At 42.1% G+C, this 24,690-nt stretch carries 15 protein-coding genes; 6 read left to right on the top strand and 9 right to left on the bottom strand.

The genetic code is table 11. The annotated features are described in order from the left end of the window. Nucleotides 1-218, top strand: a 218-nt coding sequence (locus AABK37_RS11155) for a zinc ribbon domain-containing protein (RefSeq protein WP_432551640.1), incomplete at its 5' end; no start/stop codon positions are given. 257 nt (nucleotides 219-475) lie between these two features. Beyond that, the gene (locus tag AABK37_RS11150) at nucleotides 476-1,066 is read left to right on the top strand and encodes a Uma2 family endonuclease (protein WP_432551639.1); all 591 of its coding nucleotides are present in this window, start codon (nucleotides 476-478) and stop codon (nucleotides 1,064-1,066) included. On the opposite strand, the gene AABK37_RS11145 is transcribed toward AABK37_RS11150, so the two are convergent. After that, on the bottom strand, nucleotides 1,063-1,326 hold the full coding sequence (locus AABK37_RS11145) for a hypothetical protein (protein ID WP_432551638.1): 264 nt from the start codon (nucleotides 1,324-1,326) through the stop codon (nucleotides 1,063-1,065). The genes AABK37_RS11150 and AABK37_RS11145 overlap by 4 nt on opposite strands. Before the next feature lie 204 nt (nucleotides 1,327-1,530). On the opposite strand from AABK37_RS11145, the gene AABK37_RS11140 reads away from it, so the two are divergent. Continuing rightward, the gene (locus AABK37_RS11140; protein WP_432551637.1) at nucleotides 1,531-2,667 is read left to right on the top strand and encodes a cob(I)yrinic acid a,c-diamide adenosyltransferase; all 1,137 of its coding nucleotides are present in this window, start codon (nucleotides 1,531-1,533) and stop codon (nucleotides 2,665-2,667) included. Between the two features lie 291 nt (nucleotides 2,668-2,958). Here the strand turns inward: AABK37_RS11140 and AABK37_RS11135 are convergent, their stop codons facing one another. Together AABK37_RS11135 and AABK37_RS11130 are read right to left on the bottom strand one after the other, a co-directional pair. Further along, nucleotides 2,959-3,339 carry a response regulator gene (locus tag AABK37_RS11135; protein ID WP_432551636.1) on the bottom strand — a complete coding sequence of 127 codons (381 nt, stop codon included), beginning with the start codon at nucleotides 3,337-3,339 and terminating at the stop codon, nucleotides 2,959-2,961. A gap of 1,312 nt (nucleotides 3,340-4,651) precedes the next feature. Continuing rightward, entirely contained in the window at nucleotides 4,652-4,810 is a 159-nt protein-coding gene (locus AABK37_RS11130) for a hypothetical protein (protein WP_432551635.1), read from the bottom strand. 107 nt (nucleotides 4,811-4,917) lie between these two features. Here AABK37_RS11130 and AABK37_RS11125 point away from each other — a divergent pair, with 107 nt between their 5' ends. Both AABK37_RS11125 and AABK37_RS11120 read left to right on the top strand, forming a co-directional pair. After that, nucleotides 4,918-5,148 carry a hypothetical protein gene (locus AABK37_RS11125; RefSeq protein WP_432551634.1) on the top strand — a complete coding sequence of 77 codons (231 nt, stop codon included), beginning with the start codon at nucleotides 4,918-4,920 and terminating at the stop codon, nucleotides 5,146-5,148. A gap of 131 nt (nucleotides 5,149-5,279) precedes the next feature. Further along, entirely contained in the window at nucleotides 5,280-6,110 is an 831-nt protein-coding gene (locus tag AABK37_RS11120; RefSeq protein ID WP_432551633.1) for a PhnD/SsuA/transferrin family substrate-binding protein, read from the top strand. Nucleotides 6,111-6,501: 391 nt separating this feature from the next. Here the strand turns inward: AABK37_RS11120 and AABK37_RS11115 are convergent, their stop codons facing one another. Beyond that, a complete protein-coding gene (locus AABK37_RS11115; protein ID WP_432551632.1) occupies nucleotides 6,502-10,869 on the bottom strand; it encodes an amino acid adenylation domain-containing protein in 4,368 nt (1,455 codons plus the stop codon). A 68-nt stretch (nucleotides 10,870-10,937) separates the two neighbouring features. Here AABK37_RS11115 and AABK37_RS11110 point away from each other — a divergent pair, with 68 nt between their 5' ends. Beyond that, nucleotides 10,938-11,342, top strand: coding sequence for a hypothetical protein (locus tag AABK37_RS11110; RefSeq protein WP_432551631.1), 405 nt, complete (start codon nucleotides 10,938-10,940; stop codon nucleotides 11,340-11,342). A 203-nt stretch (nucleotides 11,343-11,545) separates the two neighbouring features. Here the strand turns inward: AABK37_RS11110 and AABK37_RS11105 are convergent, their stop codons facing one another. The 5 genes from AABK37_RS11105 to AABK37_RS11085 form a co-directional block, all read right to left on the bottom strand. Further along, nucleotides 11,546-12,874, bottom strand: coding sequence for an MFS transporter (locus tag AABK37_RS11105; protein ID WP_432551630.1), 1,329 nt, complete (start codon nucleotides 12,872-12,874; stop codon nucleotides 11,546-11,548). Nucleotides 12,875-13,208: 334 nt separating this feature from the next. After that, on the bottom strand, nucleotides 13,209-14,378 hold the full coding sequence (locus AABK37_RS11100; RefSeq protein WP_432551629.1) for a hypothetical protein: 1,170 nt from the start codon (nucleotides 14,376-14,378) through the stop codon (nucleotides 13,209-13,211). A gap of 499 nt (nucleotides 14,379-14,877) precedes the next feature. After that, complete coding sequence (locus AABK37_RS11095; RefSeq protein ID WP_432551628.1) at nucleotides 14,878-16,485, bottom strand: serine hydrolase domain-containing protein; 1,608 nt, start codon at nucleotides 16,483-16,485, stop codon at nucleotides 14,878-14,880. 63 nt (nucleotides 16,486-16,548) lie between these two features. Then, nucleotides 16,549-18,090 carry a serine hydrolase domain-containing protein gene (locus AABK37_RS11090; protein WP_432551627.1) on the bottom strand — a complete coding sequence of 514 codons (1,542 nt, stop codon included), beginning with the start codon at nucleotides 18,088-18,090 and terminating at the stop codon, nucleotides 16,549-16,551. A gap of 137 nt (nucleotides 18,091-18,227) precedes the next feature. Then, nucleotides 18,228-24,404, bottom strand: a complete 6,177-nt coding sequence (locus AABK37_RS11085; RefSeq protein WP_432551626.1) for an SDR family NAD(P)-dependent oxidoreductase — start codon at nucleotides 24,402-24,404, stop codon at nucleotides 18,228-18,230. Nucleotides 24,405-24,690 lie beyond the last annotated feature (286 nt).

Below are 24,690 nucleotides of genomic sequence, written 5' to 3'. Positions count from 1 at the left end.
CGCAGTGCGGTGCAAAGCAGAAAATGCCGTTAAATATTCGCACTTACACCTGTGGAAGTTGTGGTTCCCAAAGAGATCGGGATGAAAACGCTGCATACAATTTGTGTTTGTATGGTTGGAATCAATTATTTCCTTCAGTAATAATCGGAGAGTTACCCGGTTCTGGTCGTGGAGGGTTAAAGATGCCGACATCACCCGTTGAAACGATAAAAGAGTAAGAGGATGACATGGTTTGTCCGGGTTTATCCTACGAAATTATAACTGTTACTGAACAACTTACCCGATTCACAGCTGATAAAATTCTCAAAAATGCTTGCGATCGCGTTGGGTTTGTTGGGGTCAGTACCCTACGCCACATTCTGTGAAATATCTGGATATAACGACTTGGCAACGGGAGCAACGCTATCTGGAAGTTAGCCCACAACGACGAAAAGCTGTTTCTTTTATTGGGTTTTGATAAGTAGGAATTATTTTTATGAGTACACTTTTAGACCAACCCACACAAGAAAAACTCGTAATTCTAAGAGATATTTCTTGGGAGCAATTCAAAGGTATTGAAGCACAGCTAAAGGATAACCGTAATGTCCGACTATCTTATTTATCAGGAATTTTAGAAATTATGTCGCCCATTGGAGATAAGCACGAAAAAGTCAAAACAACTCTCGGTTATTTGCTAGAAGCTTATATGAGAGTAAAAGGCATTCGGTTCTATGGTCGCGGCGGTTTCACTTTAGAAGAACAAGGGACAGCTTCTGGCACACCTGATGAGTCTTATTGCATCGGCACTGATAAAGAAACTCCAGACATTGTTATTGAAATTATTGTCACCAGTGGAACCATTAACAGAAAGGAACTTTATAAACCCAAAAAAGTACCTGAAGTTTGGTTTTGGAAATCTAACGAAATAAAAATATTCCGCCTTACCGAACAAAGTGAATATGAAGAAGTAGACCGTAGTGGATTTTTCCCAGATTTAGACCCAAATTTGTTATTGCAATATATTGCAATGCCTGACCAGTACGATGCTGTTCAAGAGTTTGAGCGCGTTATCCGACGTACAGATTAACGCCTTCCCCTCATCACTTCTTTAAGCGCCAAGGGATTAAAATCTAAAATCTTTCCAGATGTAAATAATTGATATCCGGCTGAAAACGAGCCAGTAGCCAACAAGAAAGAAAAAAGAGTCATCGGCACAATTGCAACACCTCCCCTGGCAATTGAAATTGCTACTCCGATTCCTATCAGCCCCGTTGTAGCATCTGCCGTGAAAGGGTAAGAAAAACCCTTCTGCTTTAACTTTTTTTCTTTGCCTAAGATTGCACTCACTTAATGAGTGCAAGAGGTCTATTAACGAATTATTGACAGTGAATGCACGCGGACAAAGAAGCCCTTTTCCCTTTTCCCCTGCTCAAATTGCCCTATGCCCTATGCCCAATGCCCCATGCCCAATGCCCTATGCCCAATGCCCTAGCCAATAGTGCAAAACCTTCGGTAAGATGAAATACTGCCACGTTACAGCTTTTCGCTCTTATGACAAGGAACGGCGTAGGTATTCGCACGGCGCAAGTGCGTTCTCAACGGCTCACTGGTCAAATTCACGTTTATGATGGCGTGGGGAAAGGTAAATCCCAAGCTGCTTTAGGGGTGGTTTTGCGATCGATTGGCTTGGGGATAAATACACCCAGCAATTGCAACCGAGTTTTACTGCTGCGGTTTTTAAAGGGACCAGAACGTGATTATGACGAGGATGGGGCGATCGCAGCTTTACAGCGCGGTTTCCCTCATTTAATTGACCAAGTTCGCACTGGTCGTGCCGAATTTTTTGGTCACGACGAAATCACTGCTTTTGACCGAGATGAGGCAGCGCGGGGTTGGGATGTGGCGAAAGGGGCGATCGCCAGCGGTTTATATTCGGTTGTCGTTTTTGATGAAATTAACCCCGTTCTAGATTTGGGTTTGCTGGATGTGGATGAGGTGGTGCAAACTCTCAAAGCCAAACCCCAAGAATTGGAAATTATTGCTACCGGACGCGCAGCACCGCAAAAGTTGCTCGACATTGCCGATCTGCACTCGGAAATGAAACCCCAACATCACCCAACCGCAAAAGCACTGTTAATAGATGGTATTGAAATTTACACAGGTGCTGGCAAAGGTAAGTCTACCAGCGCTCTGGGTAAAGCGTTGAAAGCCATTGGTAGAGGTATAAATCATCCTGGCTCTACTCGCGTATTAATTATGCAGTGGCTTAAAGGTGGTAGTGGCTACACAGAGGATGCTGCGATCGCCGCTTTGCAGCAGTCATATCCAGAGGTGGTAGATCATCAACGCTGCGGACGAGATGCGATCGTCTGGCGCAATTCTCGGCAAGAATTAGACTATCTGGAAGCCGAACGCGGTTGGGAAATCGCAAAATGTGCGATCGCTTCGGGACTCTATAAAACCATCATCCTTGATGAACTCAATCCCACCGTTGACTTGGAACTACTCCCAGTTGAACCAATTGTCCAAGCTTTGCTTCGTAAACCCCGCGATACAGAAGTTATTATCACCGGTCGCTGCCAAAATCAACCCGCATACTTTGACTTGGCGAGCGTTCACTCTGAAGTATACTGCCACAAACATTATGCCAATCAAGGCGTAGAACTCAAACGTGGGGTAGATTTTTAAATTGGTTATTGGGAGCGTTGATAGTGGGAGCGTTGATAGTCGTTAGGAGTTAGGAGTTAAAAGTTAGGAGTAGGAGTTAGGAGAATAATCAGCAACTATCAACTATCAACTATCAACTATCAACTATCAACCAACAACTATCAACTATCAACTATCAACTAACAACTATCAATGGACACTAATACACTCGACTTAATAACAGCAGGATTAGCGATCGCCTTACTTTTAGGTGGCTTCTTGATGATGTTTACTACCATCTTCACTACCAAACGCAAGTAATTTAGGCGTTTCTCATAAGAATGTTTTGATTCTAGAAAGCAATTCTTCAAAATCCACAGGTTTGCGAATAAAATCGTTTGCCCCGACTGATAATCCCTCGTTGATATCTACTTGATCGAATGCTGTTATCAACACTATAGGTATGTGAGATAGCTGTTGGTTTTGTCGAATTCGCTGCGTTACTTCGCACCCGTTCATATCCGGCATCATCACATCCAGCAACACCAAATTCGCAGGGCAGTTTTGAAGAGCCGTCAATGCTGCTCTACCAGAATCAGCTGTCTCTACCTCATATCCCTCGGCTTCTAAAAGTGTCTGAAGCAAAAATAAATTATCTGGCAAATCATCTACAACCAAGATACGACGGGAGTTTGAGGTTTTTATGTAATGCATTTTAACTGGAGTTTTTTTTGTATTGCAATACACATAATTTCTTCTTAAAAAGCTAGTTACACCATCCGTTAGATAGATTTTTAGAAAAAATGCCGAATTTGTTAGAAAAAATTTTGACACTTTTGTGGTATGTGCAATATCTGAAGTCGGCTTGATTTGGAGAAGGCGATCGCTTCGGGCATGACCAATCAATACTTTTTATTCTTTTCCAGCATCCTCTAATAGATATAGGAATCCTCCAAAGATTATTGAAAAAATCTAAGTATGTGTAGGGTGCGTTAGCCAAAGGCTAACGCACCACCCTTTATGTTTTGATGCCGTACTTTCGTCGATAACACAACGGCAATAAAGGGGGAGGAACATCCACACCCCTTTAAGCCGGACCCTACGTATATTTATGGCAAAAAATAGTAAAAGTGATTGTCGCTCCACCCAACAGAGTCTATACGATTCTACTAAACAATCTTACAATATTGTTTTTTAAACTAGGAAATGCACTTTAGCTAAATTGATAACATATACATTTCCCAAAAATATTCTTCTTCTAAAAGACAAATGGCTTTATTCTTTTGAACGTTTTAAAACAATGATTTCGTGATTTCTATGTTCCCAAATCTGCAATAGCCAATTTTCTTCAGTTAATATCTTTACCTTAGTCCAATATAAGCCACTTAATCCTCCAATTGATATATAAATTTACTTACTAAAATTCAATTACCAGAGTTTTTCTTTAAACCACGCATTAACCTCACTTAGAGGTACAGTTTCAGGTATTTTTTGGATAGGATTAATATCAAAACCTACAATCATTTTCCAGAGAGCCGTAGGGGATGGAGATTCAGAATCTACTAGATGCTCGATAAACATTATGGAACTAGAACTAGATAAAAGAGTGTTTAGAGTTTTTAAATTTTGGTGTTACTTCAGAATATATCTTAATTTTTCAGACATAAATTATCTCCGAATTAAGAGGTAAAGTGGTAATTATATTGCCAGAGTAATTAATCAGCAAGCTCAGACATTTGATTTAGTAGTTTTGCGTTCCGTCCGCTATCGCACCGCAGGAGGATTATCCGTAAGCGAAGTAACAACGCAGGTGATTAAATAATTGAAAGGTTCGATTGTGTTACTGGGAGAACCTAATTTATGATGTTTGTGGGATGTCGCAAAGCGACTCTTAAAGACGATCGCTTTGTTTTTTACAAATTAATTTTATGATTAGTACAAGACGGCAAAAATAAACGGATATTTGTAGTCAGGAGAGCCGCTTAAAAGCGATGATATGAGCGGTGAGCCAGCGCGGTCATGTTCGTTACCCCCATGAGCGACTGGCGAACCCGAAGGGTTTACCGCTCACTACGATTTTGCGTTTAATTTCGCCCACTTCTAAGCGCGATCGCCACAATACTTTAATTACACTACAGCACAAGGCTTTTTTGTCAAGATGTGTGCGTGCTGCATTTTCGCGCATTGTCAAAATCCGCTTTGACAGGGATGGGTAATTTAATATATAATCTACGGTAAGTCTATCGAGTTACAGGAATTAAAGTCTTAGTTTGATTGAAAGGAGCGGTAAAAATGGCGATCGCCCAACATATCAAGATTCATCCTCAAAAGCGCATACATCAAAGTCAACAGTGGAAATTTTTAGAATCGAGTGCAGCAGCAATACATCGGCTGTGGTGGCATAGTAAAGCATATGCAACAGTTTTAGGCATCATGCTGTTAACTTTTGCCAGCTTAGGCTTTCTCTACATTCATTGGTCTGGACGCACTTTGGTAAGTGCAAGGCAGAATAAAAAATGCTGAAAGCAGAAGGAAAAATATTGATATTGACTGCTTTTTGGTTGTTAGTATTTACTCTCAGCCTAAGTGTTTATATCTAGATTTTTTGTTTAGTTGCAGCATCACAAGCCAAAATTAGAAAAATACGAAAGTAAATGACCATACCATCAAAGCTGCGTGTTATATCTTATTTAGCTCCGAATTGCTTTGATTTCTACGCAGCTATTACAGCTTATCTCGGTCGTGTATTGCAATTAGAAACACAGCTACATCAAGGTGAATGCGACCCCCTGGAAGATCCGTTATTATTACAAGACCAACTTGATTTAGCATTCATTTGTGGATTACCCTTGATTCGATATTGTCAGGTGGTTTCCGACCAATTGCAGACATTGGTAGCACCTGTGATGCTTGGATCGCGCTATGAAAACCAAGCGATTTACTTTGCAGATGCGATCGTTAATGCTTATAGCGATCTTAAAGTATTTGCAGATTTGGCGGGTAAAACTTTTTGCTACAACGACCTTGGTTCTAATAGTGGCTATAATTTGCTGCAACATCGCTTAATTCAAGACGGACATCAGCAAAATTTTTTTAACAAAGAAATACAATCAGGTTCGCATCAACGTTCTATTCGCTGGGTAGTTGATGGCAAAGCAGATTGTGCGGTAATTGATAGTGTAGTCTTAGAACAAGAATTACGCGATTTTCCCGAATTGTCTGAGCAATTGCGTGTAGTGGAGGTATTGGGACCATCTCCTATGCCACCTGTCGTAGTAGCGCAGCGTTTGGGTAAATCGTTAATTCAGCAGATGCGCTACAGCTTACTCCAACCAGATACAGAACTGCAAAAAGCGATGGATAGATTCAGAGTGAAGCGTTTTGCAGCGGTGGAATTAAAAGAATTCAGCGTGCTGTTGTCGGGGAACAAACATGGAATAAAAGCCAGGATTCAGAGGGTTGCAGGTTTAGGGTATAGGGTGTAGGGAACCCACGTTTAAAAACGATTTGCTTGAAGCAATGACGCTGTATTTCATCGAGTAGGCGCGAGAAATACATCGATTTTGTAGTGCCAAAAGTTGCGATCGAGCAAGGTTAAGATTTTGGGTATTTGGGCGATCGCAAAGCTAGAAAATAGCTCTCTGCTCATGATTAGACCTCTTGCACTCATTAAGTGAGCGCAAGATAGGGAAAGAAAAAAGGTTAAAGCGGAAGGGTTTTTCTTACCCTTTCACGCCAGTTCGCCCAAGTCGGCATCCCCGCCCAAGCGACTGCCTCCCCTTTCCCCCAATAAGTGCAAGAAGTCTATTATTGAAAATTAAGAAAAGCGAGATAGTCTCAAACATTAACACAGATGTCAATTCTACTCCTCACTTACTATTTTTTCTTAGAACGATGTCTTTGTCTGAGTTCTCGTTGCTGTAATCTAGCTTCTTGAGTGGCACTACGAGCCTCACCATAAGCTTTACCAGATTCAGAAGAATCTTTTATTTTCCCGCTCAAATGTTTAGCCAAAGCCGCTATGGTTGGATACTTAAACAACTCTACCATCGACAACTTTTGTAACCAAGCATCTGCATCTGCTTGTAATTTATTGTAAACCTGAACCAATAGTAAGGAATTTCCGCCCAATTCCAAAAAATTGTCATTGATTCCTACTTTTTCTATCTTCAGCACATCTTGCCAAACCTCAGCAATCATTTTTTCGATCTTGGAATTTGGTTTGACATAATCCACATCAGATCTTGTACTTAAGTTGGGAACTGGTAGTGACTTACGGTTTACCTTTCCATTAGGTGTCAGAGGCAAGCTTGGCATCATCACTATAGAGGAAGGCACCATATATTCGGGAAGATGTTTCCTCAAATATTCCCCGATTTTGTTTGCTAGTCTTGCCTTTTGCTCCCCACTGTTACCTCGGGCATTTACAGAACCAGAAAAATCAGCAAACAATCGCTGATAGAACGGAGTTTGCTTGAACAATTTCTTTGAGTGATAGGACTGATGTTCAAATTCGATCGCTTCCCCATTTGTTTTTAGCAATCGCCCTTTGATAGCATAATCTGGATTAAGCTTATTGTCGCAAAGGGTTCTTTGACAAATTGCCTGGATTTTATCACCTTTTGACACTGAGATTGCCGGTTCAAAAACGGGAAAGTAAATTGGCAGCCAGCAATGCTCGTGTTCCAGAATATCTATTTCCTCTCCCTTCACCGTATGCAGGTTGAGCCAAACTAGGAAACCATCTAACCTTCCCGACTTCATAATCTCAAACTCTACTTCATGGGCTTCTTCTAAACTTACTGGTTTAGTGAAGTCTAAATCTTCAAATATTTGTACATCAGACAGCAAATTTGATTTAGGAAACCTTTTAATACAGACTCTCAAATCAAAGGAATATCCAACTTGCTCAAATATCTTATCAGTGTAATGCCCAGAAACATTGGTAAATTTCGGATTATGCAAAATTTCATCAGGAAGTGTCACAGCGGCAATCTTGGTAACACTTCTAGAGGGAATCATTGCCCCATCTGGTTTAAGTAACCTCCGAGAATCATTGATGATTACAGCAGCTCCCTCCGAACCGCCAATAGAACCCACAATTTCTGAAACGCATAGGTCTGCCAGTTCTGGTAATACTACCTCAGTGGCATCTCCATGAACAACCGTGATTTGATCGGATAACCTCAGGGTGGCAACGCAAGTTTCCGCAAGTCTTGCTGTTTTTGCATCTCGCTCGATCGCATAGATTTTTCTCGCCCCAGCGGACGCACATAATCTTGCTAAAATAGCATCTTTTCCCGTCCCAATTTCTACAACCACCTTATCTTTAACCGACTGGTTAATAGCTACTTGATAGCTCTGATTTCGGCGGTAATCGTTGGTCATGGCGTAATACAACAATTCATCATAAACGTAGTATTCTGCCACAGAAGGCCAGAGTTCAACAGAGGTTTCATTGTCCTCTTGCACCAAATCTTCTTTGTCAAGTTCTGGAACCACATAAGCTACTAATCGCTTATCACCCGGTTGGTCTTCCCTGTGAATAACCACCGCTTCCCGCACTTGGGGGTGACGGCTTAACAAGGCTTCAATTTCTCCTGGTTCTATGCGGTAACCGCGAATTTTTACTTGATTGTCTATCCTACCGATAAACTCTATATTACCATCAGGACGATAACGAACCAAATCTCCAGTTTTGTAGAGGCGAGAGTGCTCCGCACACGCTTCGCGAACGCCCTTTGCAGAACATTGTACATATTTTTGGGGGTTGGCAATAAATTTGGAATTCGTTAACTCCTCCTGGTTGAGATAGCCTCTTGCTAACCCAACTCCACCAATATGAAGTTCTCCAGGTACTCCTATGGGTACAGGTTGGAGATAATCATCCAGGATGTAAACTTTAGTATTAGCAATCGGGCGACCGATGGGCGGCTTCTGGCTAGCATCCCGCACCTGGGCTATTGTAGCGCAAACAGTCGCTTCAGTAGGACCGTAAGCGTTAAACAAATGTCGTCCAGAAGACCATTTCCTGACAACTTCACTGGATACTGCCTCTCCAGCTACAATCAAGACCTCTAAAGATGGCAATTGGTCTGAAGGCAACACCGCCAAAGCCGCTGGTCCTATTGTTGCATGAGTCACCGAATGTTCGCGCAACAACTGTAGCAAATTCTGTCCTACCAACAATGTCTCTGATGTGCCTAGAACCAATCTAGCACCCGAAACGACAGTGGCAAAAATTTCCCATACTGAGGCATCAAAGCTCAAGGAAGCAAACTGGAGAATGCGGCTATCAGATTTAACATAAAACCCTTTGCTCTGAGACAATGCTAAATTGCACAATCCACGATGAGTATTTAAAACACCTTTAGGTTTACCTGTAGATCCAGAAGTGTAGATGACATAAGCCAGATTATGCGATTTAACTCTATTTACCTTATTCTGTTTGTCATACTTCTCAATGACTTCCCAATCTCTATCTAAACAGATCGACTTAGCCTGATTTTCAGGTAACGAGCCAACTAATTTTTCCTGTGTCAGTAGCACCTTCAGCCCCGAATCATTCAACATATACGCCAAACGCTCGCTCGGATAGCTTGGATCTAGAGGGACATAAGCACCACCAGCTTTGAGAATTCCTAGCACCCCCACGATCATTTCCAAAGAACGTTCTACACAAACTCCCACTAGGACTTCTGGTTCTACCCCAATCGTTTCCAAGTAACGTGCCAGTTGATTAGCTCGGTCATTTAGCTCAGAATAAGTTAGTTGCTTGTTCCCCAGTACCACTGCCACAGCATCCGGTGTCCGCTGCACCTGTTCTTCAAACAATTCATGGATACATTTATCGAATGGATAATCAGTTTCAGTCTGATTCCATTCCACTAACAACTGATGAGATTCTTCACTGGTGAGTAACGGTAATTCGCTTATATTCTGTTGTGGGTTTTCTAATATTGCCTTTAGCAGCGTCTGAAAGTGTCCCAACCAGCGCTTAATCGTTTCACCTGCAAACAACTGCGTACTATAACTTGCCTCCAATGTTAGCTGCTTATCTGTTTCAGTGATTTTCCAATACAAGTCATAATCCTTAAAATCTCTAGGCTGAGGATATAAAATTGTTTCCATTTCCCCCATCTGCGGGACAACAATTGGCTGATTTAAGCTAAACATTGTTGCGAGCAGGGGCAAGTTTCTCGTGGCATTTTGACGATTCAGTTTATCGCTCAATCTGGCAAAGGGATAATTTTTATGTTCCTTTGCTTCTAACCAGACATTCTCAATCTGGCTGAGATAGTCACAGAAGGTGAGATTGCTCTCCAGAAAACTTCTTATTGGCAACAAATCTCCACAGCAGCCAACCAATTCTTCACTGCCTTCAAAGTACCGTCCCTCTGTCGGCACTCCTACTATAATATCGGTCTGCCTGGAAAGTCGATGTAGCAATACAAAATATACTGCGAGCAGAGTTTCAAAAATAGTGCAACCTCTTTGCTTGCTAAATATTTTAAGTTTTTGACTTACCTGCTCATCTAAATTGACAGTTTCAGTGTTTATATGAAAATCTCTATTCCCTGGACGATTCCAGTCTGTCGGTAAATCTAATATCGGAAGTTCGCCAGCCAATTTTTCCAACCAGTAGGCTTGACAATCTGCCATTTCCCAAGTCTGGCTTTGCTCTATTTGCCAGTTTATATATTCTTGAAATTGCTTTGGCACCTGTAATTGACAAGTTTTTCCCTGACACTCAGCTGAATACAAAACTCCTAACTCCTGGAGAATAAGGAGCATCGACCGAAAATCTAGTCCTATGTGATGCGCGCTCAACACTAGCCAATAAAGTTCTTCTTCTAGCTTAAGAACATGAATGCGCCAAAGTGGCTCCTCATTCACCTCAAAAATATTTCTGCTCTCCTTTTCAAACCAATCAGCCGCTTTCAGGTCGCGTTCGCTACTGTCTGCATTAGAGAAGTCGAGTACGGGCAGTTCTAATTCAAGCACAGGAAAAACCTGTTGTCCTTCTCCCGAAGGCAAAATCCTAGTCCGTAAAGCCTCGTGGCGATCTACGACTTTCTGCATTGCCCGCTTCATCGCTCTCCAGTTCAGTGACCCGCGCATTTGCACGCTTATTGATTGGTTATAGGCAATTGAGTTCTCTTTCTCCAGTTGGGCTAAAATCCAGAGTTGTTTTTGGGCATCAGTCAAAGGCAGCAAGATATCTTCTTTAGTGGATTTACGCATAAAACTATTATCTTGAGATGGTCTAAATTTTGTTCTATTTATGACTAGCTTCTGCCGAATCAAGCTGAGTGGACAACAAACGTAATAAACAGTGGGTAGGGAAAGCGATTGATGTTGGTTGCTGTGAAATTGCCGGGGTTTATATTGGTGCGCGGGATGAAACTGCCTGCGGTCTATCGCTAGCGTGCAATCGCATCTACGGATTTCAAAGAAAGCTTATCAGACTGTTTTACCAAAAAAGCGACATCGGGCAGTTGGTAAACAGACGGCTAAAACAAGTTACATTGAGCGCTTCAACAACACGCTACGGCAGCAAGTGTCTCGTCTGGTGCGACGAACCAAGTCATTCTCACATTGGCGCAATTTGGTATTTCGTTCAGTATCGCAAGCTGACATTAGCTCTTACAGAACAAACTAATTTTAGGCGCTTTTCAACATATGCCCCGGAAATGTCCAGCGATTTAAAAATTTAGTCAATCACCTTCTTCTGCGGGTGTTTTCCGTGATGAATACGACCGTTTTTGACAGTTTGAGAGAAAGTGCAATTGGGATAGATGGGCATTGTTGTCAATAGAGGTGATAGTAGTTAGTGCCACTTTACCATCATTACTTCTTTAGCACTACCAAATTGCGAATTGCGAACTGCGAATTGTTTGTTGACATTTGCTCCACTTTCTTAACCTGTCACTAATGGGTCTGGGCGTGGCTCGATCTCGGGCTCCCCAGAAGAAGGGACATCAGGCAGTTGGCTTTCAACAAGCCGCAGAGGAGGATAGAGGTATGCCAAAAAGGTTGTCAATATCATCGACAAGCCCATGAAGATCAACAAAAGATCGATGCCGCGACCTGTTCCTACGCCAATGATTTGTCCAAGGCTTGCTGCTAAGGGACCATCAGGACTCATTAAGGGTTCAAAAATATAGTCATCTAAAGGTCCAGCCAAGAGAGCCGCCAAGGGTATACATGACTGGGTTATCATTCGTCTAAGGGCAAAAACTCTTCCTTGAACCTCGGGTGCAACTTTTGTTTGCCAGATGACTTGGAGACAAGCACGGATAACTGGGGAACCAAATAAGAAAAGAAAACCACCAATACTTAGAAAGAATATGGAACTGTGTAATCCCACAGCCATAATAGATACCGCCATGAATATAGCAACGCCAAATACAGTATTAATGCGGTAAGCTGGACCTTTCCAAATAATCATCAGCAAGCTACCCGCGAGCATACCCATGCCGCTAATCGACTCGACAGTACCCAACACCACAGGAGAGAACAACTCTAGTACTAGAGGAGGGAACAAGACAGTTATTAATCCCACAAACAAGTTAATCACCGAGAAAAAAATCAGTATTCCGACTAACCCGGGTCTGGTGGTAATGTAGGTTAAGCCGTAGAGTAATTCTTCCCCCAGCGCTTTTATGCTAATTTCTTCCTTAGAGGTCTCCAACTCTGGAAACCGGACAAAAAGTAACGTTAATAGCGCAAAACCGAAAGTAGAGAGGTCGAGGAAAATAATACCCCGCAACCCTATTGTTACTAAAAGAACACCAGCGATCGCCGGAGATAAAATTTGAGCGATGCCTTCTGCTGACTGAACCATGCCAGTGGCGCGACTCAACTGTTCTTTGGGAACTAACAGGGTAGTTGCGGCGGTATAAGCAGGCCATTGGAAAGCACTAAATAAGGAATTTAGCGCTGCAATCAAATATATGTGCCAGATTTGAAGCGTGCCAGTGGCTACCAAAAGAGCGATCGCCACCGTACACATACCGCTACCACAATCACTAAGAATCATCGTCCAGCGCCTGCTCCACCGATCTACTAGAGTGCCAGCTATAGGAGAAACCACCACTAGAGGTAGAGCCGCGCACATAGTGATCAGGGCGAACTGCGTCACAGACCCTGTGTTTTGATAAACTCTTACTCCCAAGGCAAAGCTGGTAAGATTGGAACCAATCAAGGAGATTAGCTGACCGAACCAGATGAGGATGAAAACTTTCATTTTTGGCTTTGTAAATCTTTTACATCTGTAAATAAGTAACCCAACAGAATTAATTACATACTGATTCTTTACTAAGCAAGAATTTCAGCCCCGATTTTGTGTAATTAATTGCGTGCAGCTACTTAAATAGTACATTAATACAGGTTTCTGGATAAAGAAAGCTAATTGGATGCCGCGATTCGACCTTAAATATATCAGGACTTACGCTGATGCTGTAAATGTAAGATGGGCACTACCCATTTTAAACTACCGACAGTTCTGTTTGCGTAGATATTGTGAATGATACACAAAAACAAAGTTCGAGAAAGATATGATACAGCTGATGTTCGGTATTTCATTGGTGCTGACAAGCCCAAGGTTTGTTTACACACAATGGGATTGACCAAACAAAGCCCGTTGATTTGAATTTTTCAAACAATTCAGGCTGAGGTGCTCCAACTAATGTAAAAACTTTTGTCAAATGACCAGAAGCATCAATCCTTGCCTGCGCGTGGCAAGTTATACACGAAGAGCCAAATACAGCGTTCTGTTCTGTGATTGAATTGCCTAACAATGTGGGGTTTCCTGTAGAATCAATAAAGTTGATTTGAGTTCCTCTCAGGCGGTAGTTCTTAAATTGCTCGCCCCATTTTCCTGTTAGTCCGTAAGCAGCAAACAATTTTTCCAGTTCTGGGGTTAATTGTTCGGGAGCATATTTGAGATTTATCGTATTGTTCGGTTTGACGATATGCGGAGTTACCCCAAAGTTATCGACACAGCCGATGTAATCGCAGCGTCCTAGATTATCAACCCATTCAAAGGTCGCCCAGAACCAGTTTGGCAACTCTTTGGTAATAATGTGCATCGCCCGCAAACCAACTAGAGTTCCATCTTGAGTGTAATTCCAGTGATATTTATTCTTTTCTGAAGAGCGGATTTGCACCCAATCAGCTTTTAATTCAATAGCATCAGCAGGAAACTCAATTTTTTCATCACTAGCATATGCCTTGACCAAACCATCCAAATTCCAGAGTTCGTTATTAACAATATAATCAAAGGTGGCACGGTTACGACGGACTTCTTCTACTGAAGAACTCACAAATTCGACTCCGGGAATTATCTGTTTTTCTGCGTCTTTAACAAATAAGTTAATGCTGCGCTCTCTAAGTACCTTTAAACGGGGTTTTTCCGCAGTACCACATACTTCAGGCCATTTTGGTTGACTACCTGGGAACGTCTCAGCGTTATCTGCCCAAGTTTCCCAAATAGTGTTATTAGTTTCAATATTATTGGCATCACGACATTGTATTGGTGCTTTCTGACTTAATTTGGCAAATAATGTCCAAGCATGTTTATCCATTAGATAGGTGTTGCCAGTGTTAAGCGAGTTAGCCTCAAACAAATTTGAACTAAAATCGCTTGGCATATCTGCGGCTACGGTTGGGGCAAGTTGAATTAGATAGAAGCATATCAGGCTCAGGCAAAATCCTATGCTTTGCAACAAGCTTTTTATTTTGAACTTCATTATATTTGGGTTTACAGATATAATATTATTTCTCAGACTCAAAATATTAAAGCCAACAAGAATCATATTGTCAAGCTTCGCTCGTCTTATTTTCTCAAAATTTAATCTATTTCACTATTTTTAGTTAGCTAAAATGTTTCAAACGTAAATAATTGTTTTTTGGATATACTATGCACGGTCAGAAACTGAGCTTTTTTGATGAAGTTAAGAGCAATACAAACTCAAGCTACTAGAATTTACGCATTGACAAAAAATACCAAATATGGGGTATGAATTTCAGGCATTCAAACCTGATTTTTTGATGATATTGAACGCGATCGCCCGCCCGCGCACTGCCCGTGCGAACTATAATAGAAGTGTAATCAGCTCCACATTTAATTTTCGAGAGTGAACCAAGCCAGTCAAGCAAGTAAATGTGGAACCGCTTACTTCAAAAAAATGCTTTTCAATGCAGTCTAATTGAATTGTCAAATTCAACTAATTTGGTAACTTGAGGGGGCTAAAGGGCAAGCCACAGCTTGAGTGGGGTCGGTCTAATTGAATTGTCAGGTTCAACTAATTTGGTAACCGTGCCCATTGATGAAGTCATAGTCACCTGCTCGGTTACGGGGTCAATGGAAAAGCCGATCTTATTTCGTTCATCATCCAGATGATCGGGATTCAGATATGAAGTGTCGTTGCTGGCTCCGATAATGTAATTGTGTTGACCCGCTTTGCTAGGAAACAGGTAAAAAACCCATCCTGTCTTAAACAAAACCAATTGATTATCCTGGTTCACTTCTAAGTTCCAGCCCCCCTGGTAGTTCCCTAACAGTGGTTGAACTTCGTCGGGTTTAACTGTATATGATGATACTTTCTCCTGAATTTGCTTCGGCGATCTCTGGATGTATTTCAGGTATTCTGAACGATAATCGATGAATTGCGATTCATCCAAGTGGTCTGGGTAAAACCATTTGAGAAACTCCTTCGCCGCGTCAAATATTAAGTAGAAACCAGACCAGCTATTAGTGAGGATAATCAATCCTGCATTTATATCCGGAACTACCATCAGCCAAGATACCCAAGAGGGAAGAAGACCGCCATGAGCGATCGCCTGAATTTTGCGGTCTGGGTTTGTTAGGTTAACTTCTTGGATCTCCCAACCCAGACCATATTTAGTTACCTTAGTCAGACCGGGGAACCCAGGAGCATCAATTGTGTCATTCCAAAGCTTGTCAACACTTTCTTCGCTGAGGATTCGCACTCCATCAATGGTAACACCCTTGTTTAACAGCATCCTGGCATAAAGACTCAAGTCTATAACATTTGAGACTACTTGACCTGAAGGCGCGATGCCACTAACATTACTAATGCTAATGGGAACTTCTTTCATCTGGCTGGCTTGCCCATTGCTAGTATCGAGTCCGTAACTAGCTGCATAGTTGTCACTAATGCTTGAACAAATTGGTGTTATGCAGGTCTTTGTCATACCAATCGGTGCAAAGATATGCTTATGCATCAAATTATTGTATTCTTGCAGCAATTGCGATGCATCTACACCCTGCTTCAACGGAGATAAGTAACCCGTGCTGGCATAACATTCGTTCCCGTAGTGAAATTTTTCTCCCGGCATTGCCTCAAAAGGTGCATTTGCCAAGGTTCTAATTACATACGGTGCTGACTGTCCCTCCCAATATTTGTCATTTTCACCGTTGTTAGGACCGATCGGATCTCGTATGCCGGAACGCATCCCGATCAAGTGCTTCACCTGTAGTTTTTCTGTGGTTTCCCGATTGGCAAATTTAAAGTGCGGGCTAATGTCCTTCACCAATGTTTCCCAACCAAATATCCCGGCTTCCACCTGGGTGGCATTCATTACGGCGGTCATCGATTTGCTCATTGAACCGATCGGGAAAAGAGTTTCTCGAGTAACTGGAGCGTGTGTTTTTAAGTCCCGCACGCCATGACCAGAAGCTACAATTAAATCGTTTCCATGCACGATCGCAAATGCAGCACCAGGAACCTGATATTCTTCTTGTTTTACTCGTTCTTTGAAATTTATCTCAAATTCGTTCAATTGATTTAATGATACAACGTCATAGAACTTGCTTGGGGTGTTGTTCGTCATTCTAATGTCCTTTTATAGTATTATTTCTCGGTCGCAAAGTACTTGGAGCTAACAAGAATCATATTATACCGCCCAGCGTTTCACTTCTCCCATCCCAGATATCATAGTGACTCCCCATACAGAGTCAATGTAGAACTCAACTTGGTTTTTGTCTTTGTCCAACGATTCGCTGTCGTTGGATGCCCAGACGATGAATTCATTTTTTCCTTTTGAAATTGAGCCGGCTTGAGAGGGATATAAATAATAAATCCATCCTGTTTTAGACACCAGGAGGTAATTATTCTTGTCAATTTCCACAGTCCAGCCCCCCTGATAGTTACCAAGGATTGGAGCAACATCATCTCGTTTTACTGTATAAGAAGCAGGAGGGCTACCCTGACCTTCTATTGCGTCGCTAATTGCTTTTTGGTAATAGTAGTAAACATCGACATTGAATTTTAAATCTTCACCGTAAACTAACTTGAGCAATTCTTGTCCCATTTCCAGTGCCATATATCGACCAAACGCATTATTAGTGAGAATCACCAACCCGACGTTCGAGTCTGGGACTACTTGTATCCAGGATAACCAGGCTGGCAAAAACCCACCATGACAGTAAACTTCAAACTTGTGACCGTTGCAAGTGATTTCATCGATTTCCCAGCCTAGACCATAGTCAATATCATTGGTAAGACCTGGAATTCCACCCTTTGTGTCAATGCGAGGTTTCCAAAGTTCCTGCAAATTTTGGGTGCTGACCACGCGATATTCGCTGTTTGGAGCAATGCCAGAATTCAACAGCATCCTGGCATAAAGACTCAGATCTTTAGCGTTTGAAACAATTTGACCGGCTGGAGCAAGTCCGTTAATGTTATTAACGCTCGTTGCCGCCATTTCCAGTGGCTTAAGCTCTCCATTTTGGCATTGCAGTCCGTAACTGACAGCATAATTGTCACTGATGCAAGAGAGGTCTGATGTGATGTAGGTGCTTTTCATTCCAATTGGATGAAAAACCTTTTTGTACATCAAGTCTTTATAAACTTGAAGCATTTGAAAGGGTTCTATACCCTGTTGCAACGGGCTTAAATAACCAGCACTAGCATACACCTCGTTGTTGTAATAAAAGACTGTCCCAGGTTCTCCAAGAATCTGTGGAGTTGCTAGAGATGTCATTACATATGCTGGAGACTGCTCATTCCAGTAAATGGCATTCTCTTCATATTGACCGTAATTGTCGTAAGGACTTGTAGGCTCGCTCAGACCACTAGACATACTCATTAGGTGATACACCTGCAAAGTTTCTGTAAGCAAGTCCGTAGGAAACCGATACAGGGGGCTAATGTCTTTCAGATACGTATCCCAGGTAAAATGTCCCTCATCTACTTGGGTGGCATTCATCAGCGCTGTCAATGATTTGCTCATTGAACCCAGAGGACAAATTGTTTCTGTGGTCATCGGTTCTTTCGTCTCTAGGTTCCGCACGCCAAAGCCTTCGTCAAAGATTAATTTGTCGTTCTGTACGATGGTTACGGCGACACCAGGGATATTATATTTATTCTTGGCTTCCTGAATTTTGTGATGGAATGTTTCCAAGTCTTGGTTAGACAATTGACGCCCGTTTGTCATATTTTTCAGAGCTAAAATTTTCTCAAGTAAATAATTGTTTGGGTTCGATCCCCACAAGAGTTATATTTTATGCAAATGAAACTCTTCAGAAAAAGAGCGATAGAACCAAATTTTCTCAGGATTCATTGTCCTTTAATTTAAGTTAGATAAATCTTAAGTTTTTCTGCTAATTTGGAACTTTTTATTAGCTGATAATGTCCTCCATAAATTAAGTGTTTCTCTAAACCTCCAATTGCCAGAGTATCCCAACCACCAGACGAGTCTGCGGTCACTTCTTCAGGTTGTTCGCTAGCGCAAAACAAGGCGATCGCTCCAGTATATGGTTGGGGACGATAGCGCAGCCGCGCTTGGATGTTTGCTTGGAAGACCTGAAATAAGCGACGGATTTGTGCTAGTTCTAACTCTGGTGGGAGAACTTCAGCTATTCGAGCCTGCTCTAAAATGTAAGTCAACTGTGCATCTAATTCTAGTTCTTGTAGTTGAGCCAGTGATACTACCAACTCTTTTCCTAAAAGACTACCAAGGTCTTGGGCAAAGTAGTAGGAAGCTAAGGTACTATCATCTAAAGCCCGATCGCTTGACTTTTGTGATAAAACGTGCTTGCGGTGTTCGGATACCTGCTCAATTACTTTTGGGGTGTAGCTGTCGATCAGTGCTAGCAACGCTATTTCTTGTCCGGAAACGGATAACTGTTGAGCCATCTCAAAGGCGATCGCCCCTCCTAAAGACCAACCTCCTATATAATACGGACCAGTGGGCTGAATGGTTTGAATGGCTTTAATATAATGGGTTGCCATGTCTTCCACACAGGTCATCGGTTCTTGTTCCCCATTGAGTCCTACTGATTGCAGCCCGTAGAATGGCTGTTCGTCACCGAGATGACGGGCTAAATCAGCATAGCAAAGGACATTACCACCAACGGGATGGACGCAGAAGAAGGGCGAGCGATTACCCTTTGGCTGAATGGGAACTAAGCAGGAGAATGGTTGTTGACGCTGCTTTCCAATTGTTGCGGCTAAACCGGCAATATTAGGAGTATGAAAGAGATTTTGCAAGGGTAAGTCTACAGAAAATTTGTTCTGCAACCGATACATCACTTGCAGCGCTCGCAAGGAATGACCACCCAGTTGAAAGAAGTTGTCGTAAATCCCGACATTTTCAACGCCTAGTACATCTTCCCATATTTTTGCTATTTCCCGTTCTACATCGTTCCGAGGTGCTACCCGTTCGCCTTTGTGAGGTATAATTTTTCCGGCAAGCTTGTGAAGATCGATTTCACCGCTATCGGTAAGGGGCATTTCCTCTACTAACTGAAGCTGACAGGTGGTAGGAGTGCCGAAGCGATCGCATGGTGGTTGTGGTATTGCGGGTACTGTGCCTGTAAAATAGGCGATTAATTTTTCCAAACTATAACATTCAGACTGATAGCGTTGTATATTTGCGTTGTTGCCATCTATACCGATGTAAGAGCGTGTGGGTTCCAAACTCATTCCTGCCAAAAAAGCGTAAATTCCTTGCTGCTTCCCAATTGGATAGTAACCGCGATCGCGGCTCAGTTCTTTCATTTGATAGCCCCGACTCATGCCAGTTTCGTCCCACATACTCCAAGCAAAACAATAGCTATGCAAGGAACTGCGGGTTCTTTGGTAGTCAGAAAAAGCATCGATAAAACTGTTGGCTGCGGCATAAGCGCCCACAGTCGTCCCTCCAAAAAAGCCGTTGACAGAAGAGAAGTTGATAAAAATACTATCAGGGTTATCTTTAATTAATTGGTGTAGTACCCACGTTCCAGCTACCTTTGAACGCAAGGATGCTGCCAAACCTGTCTGCGTTTCTGACTCTAGCAAACTCTCACGGGCTACACCTGCTAAGTGAATAATGCCATCTAACTCGCCCCATGCAGATATGATGGCTTCCATACCTGGGCGATCGCAAATATCGACTGTTTCATAAACTACAGTCCCATTTAGCTGTTGTAATTGCTCAAAAGCTGCGAGTTTTTCGGCTCGTAGGGGTGTCCTTCCTACCAATAGTAACCTGGCATGATAATTTTCCAGCAGGTATTTAGCAATTTCTACGCCAATTCCTCCCAACCCGCCAGTAATAAGATAGCTCCCTCCTGTTTTAAAAGGTAATGGTTGCTTAAATTCTCCAGACCAGTTTACTCGTTCCAGACGCGGAACCAAACGCTGTCCCTTGCGGTAGGCAACTTCTCGTTCTCCTGTTATGTCTTGCATCTCCGCCAGAATAGAATCCCCGTTTACTTCAAGATCGACACATAAATCAATATGACGACAGTTTAACCAAGGCATTTCTTGAGGGATCGTTTTCAGCAAACCAAGAACTGAGGATTTTTCATATGCAATCTCGTCAGTAGCTCCTGTAAGCTGGGTATAGCTGGAAATGAATAACAGTTTTACTGGATGTCGATCGCCTTGAACCTTTGCCAAAGCTTGTACCAAGAAAAGTATACTGTAAACTCCGGTATTTTGAGCCGTTTCTAATTCTGTCAGGCTGGAAATTTCTCTATACTTGCTGTAATTCCATAAATGTATGATTTGCTCGATATATTTTTGCTTGACTGCTATGCTTTCTAGTAGTAAATGATAATCTTCTGCTTTTTCTGGATTTATAGTGTAGCAATCGTCACTAATTTTTCCAAAAACCGATCCTACCGATACTTTAATGCAAGATTGATTTTCCTGCTTCAGTCGCTCGGCGATATAATCCCCCAAACCTAATGGTTCGATAAAGATTAATGTCAGTCCTGTTGACACTGTTAATTTGCGTACTTGTTTTGTTTGCCAGACTTGGCGGTAAAACCAGTCTGGGATGGTTTTGGCATTCTCCAACAGAATATCTACTTTTTTGAGAATATAGTTGAATTCGCCTGCTTCTAATTGCTGACACAGTTGCGATCGCTGAATTTTGCCAATAGAAGTTTTGGGAATAACTGTCTTCTCTACAGGAAGTAAATAATCAGGTTTAATGCCAATTTGACTGACAACTTGCTGCTGAATTTCTGCTAATTTCTGCCGCAGCAACAGGTCTTTACCTATAAGCGGAGTAGAGAAAAATATCGCCAATTTATCTCGTTCTACAGATACCGCAGCAGTGTATGACACTTCAATATCGGGAATGTTTTCGACAACGGCTTCAATTTCATGACTGTAATAATTAGCCCCATTAATAATAATTACATCTTTTTGCCGTCCGGTAATCGTTAAGCGTCCCGCCTGTAGAAATCCCAGATCGCCTGTAGCGAACCAGCCATCTGTAGTAAAGACTTCTCCATTGAGTTGAGAATTGTTATAGTAACCTTGTGTGACCGACTCGCCCTTGACTTGTAAATACCCGACTATCCCTTCTTCTAAAACTTGATTTTCACCACTTACGATTCTCAAAGACACACCCGGAATGGGAAGCCCCAGTTCTGCAAAAGTCGAAGTTGAATTTTCTGACAAAAAGTTGTCAGAAAAAGTCACACCTGAAGAAGTTTCTGCCATTCCCCAAGAGGAATGCATAGCCTGAGAAGATAACTGATGGGGTTGAAATAATTCCCAAAATCTTTGGGCAGTTTGCGGTACAATTGGTTCGGCAGTATTTAACAAAGACCTGACAGCAGACAAATTCCACGTCCGCTGTTTAATTTCAGCAGATCGCTCGTTAACGAGAGTAAAAGCAAAATTAGGACTCCAAGTGTTTGTCACCTGATAGCGTTCCAACCAATCAAACCATATCAGCGGTTGCTGTAAAACCACATCTGTAGGTGCGTGAATTTGTTCGCAACCGAGAAATACGCATCGGATACAGCAGCGAATGAGAGGTCCTGGATGGTCTAGGGGCAACCAATTGAGAGATATATCTTCTTGAGTAAATTGGCTGACTTGGGAGGTAGCGGCAACGCTACTTAATATATTCCAATGACTCAGCATTACTCCTTTAGGCATTCCCGTACTTCCGGAAGTTAAGAGTAAAATTGCTAAATCCTCTGGCTGGCTGAGATGATAACTCGGATCTGGGTCGTACTCGTGGAGGCGATCGCAACTTTCCACTTGAAAATTCTCTAAACCCAGAAGCCCCGATAAAGAAGCGATCGCCTCCACCAGTTCTTTGCTTGCCAGAACGATCGGCTTTTCCAGCATCTGCCAAGCATTGTGCAATTTGTTCACAGCATTATTTACTTGGCTGTAGGTAGGGGCGATCGCCAGGGGGACGGGTACAAAACCTCCCAGAATACAGCCCCAAAATGCCGGAATAAAATCTTGCGGATTTTTGATTTGCAGTATAACTTTATCTTGGGGCTGAAGACCGAGTTTTTTCAAAAGAGCATTTATTCGTTGTGCCTGTGTCAGTAAATCCCCATAGGATTGAAATAACTCGCTACCATCGCGCTGTATATATAAAATATTTTTATTGCTCGTTCTAGCCGTAACTTGCAATAGTTCTGTAAGGGTACGCGGCAAATTTTCTGGATATCGCAGCGGTTCTCCGTGACTGATGGCGTGCGATCGTGACTTGGCGATCGGCGCTTGGGGTTCAAGAGCAGGCGATCCGCCATCACCAGAAACAGTAGTAAAATAAATAGCCGCATCTTCTGTCTGCGGTAATAAGTCAGATAAATGTAAAGCTGGTAAACTATTAGTTTGAGGTTGAACAACTACCGCTACTCGCTCAATTTCTGGCAGATCGCCCAGTTGTTTTTCCCAGCGTTGTACTAAGTCTTCATCAATCGCGGGTAAACAACGCAGAGATGCTTCGTCAATTTCTCCTGTATCTGTCAGCGGTAAAGCCGATATTTGTACATATATATCTGGTTGCTTGTAAGTAGGTAGTTGAGATTGCAAATAAGAATTTAGCTTTTCTGGAGTAGTAAATTTAGATGATAATACCACATAAGCAACTATAGTGTTTTCTCTTTCTAACAGAAAACAATCTTCAACTTCAGAAGCAGACATCAACGCAGCTTCAAGTTGTTGCAGTTTAAGTGGTTTGCCCTTTTTCCGCAGCTTGGTTATGAATGAAGCAATTTTTTGCTCTTGATTCGTTGCAATTGCCTCTAATAAACCTTGTAAGTTTTCTCGGATCGAGGTAATTGTTCTTGACCCAAAGCGATCGCTATCATATTTGATGCGTACTGACAATTCTGAACCTGGACTGACCATTACTGTTAAAGGATAATTAGTGTGTCCAGTTCCTTTAATTTGACCTATTTTTAAGTCTCCCTGCTTTGTGTCAGTATCTACCGGATAGTTCTGAAAAATAACAATGCTTTCAAACAAAGGCAGACCTTGGGGAATTTCACTTAGAGTTTGAATTTCCACCAAAGGCATATAGGAGTATTGTTGTTGTTCAACCTGCTGTGCCTGCAACTTTTTCAACCAAGGCAATAGTTCCGCTTCTTCAAGCACTTGCACGCGCACTGGTAAAGTATTAATCGACACCCCCACCATTGATTCTACTTTTGATAAAGAAGGTGGGCGACCAGAAACTGTTACCCCAAAGACAACATCTGACTCCCCACTATAGCAACTTAGCAGTAGCGCCCAAGTTCCCTGTAAAATTGTATTTAATGTCAAACTATTTGAACGAGCTAAAGACTGCAAAGCCGTAGTCGTCACTTCTGTTAAATTAAAATCTTGTTCTATATAAGCCTCTTGACTTTTTGACTTTTTCATGCATGGCAAAGGAGTAGGCATTTTAAAGCCTTGGAGTGATTGTTGCCAGAAGCATTCAGCTTTGGAAAAATCTTGCTGTTGCAACCAAGCAATATACTCTCGGAAGGGTGTGGGTGGTGGTAAATATAAATTTTCCCCAATGGCGATCGCGTAGTAGAACTGAAAAACTTCCTTCAGGACGATCGCCATACTCCAACCATCAAGTAATAGATGGTGCAGACTCCAGACAAATTCGTAGCCATCGCTTTCTAACTGAATCAAAGCACACCGCATCAGCGGCGAAGAGTCCAGATGAAAACCCTGCTGACTATCAGCCCAAAGAAAAGCCGATCGCTTTTCTTCTAACTCTTTTGGTGTCAGTCCCCGCCAAGAGCAATCAATCCAAGGTAATTCTACAGTAGAGTGGACGACTTGAAGGGGTTTTTCCAACTCTTGCCAATGAAAGGAAGTCCGCAAAACTGCGTGTCTAGCTACAACTTTATGCCACGCTTGTTTGAAAGCATCTCTATTCAACTTTCCTTGTAAAGTCCAAGCAAGTTGATGAAAATACATTCCAGAACCCTGTTCGTAAAGGCTGTGAAATAGAATGCCCTGCTGCATAGGGCTTAATTCATAGATATCTTCAATATCATCCATATTTTATCTGCTTTACTGTTTTTCTAAACTAGACAAATCAGCAACTTCCCCCCAAGCGCTAACTTTTTCTACTCTCGAACCATCAAAAGAATACCGTTTAAAAGAGGCAAGAGGCAACAGGTTCGAGCTAAGAGGATGTCTGAAAAGTTTAAACAGGGTATATTTTGTCATTCTGAGCGTAAGAAGTAAAGCGAAGAATCCCAGTATCTCGTTAATTTTTGAGACGCTTCACTACGCTATCGTTTTGGGCATGACATTTTTGACTTATGTGTAGTATCTATAATTT

The sequence above is a fragment of the Tolypothrix sp. VBCCA 56010 genome, assembly GCF_050875635.1.
Classification (GTDB): domain Bacteria; phylum Cyanobacteriota; class Cyanobacteriia; order Cyanobacteriales; family Nostocaceae; genus Hassallia.
This window is presented reverse-complemented; position numbering and strand designations above follow the sequence as displayed.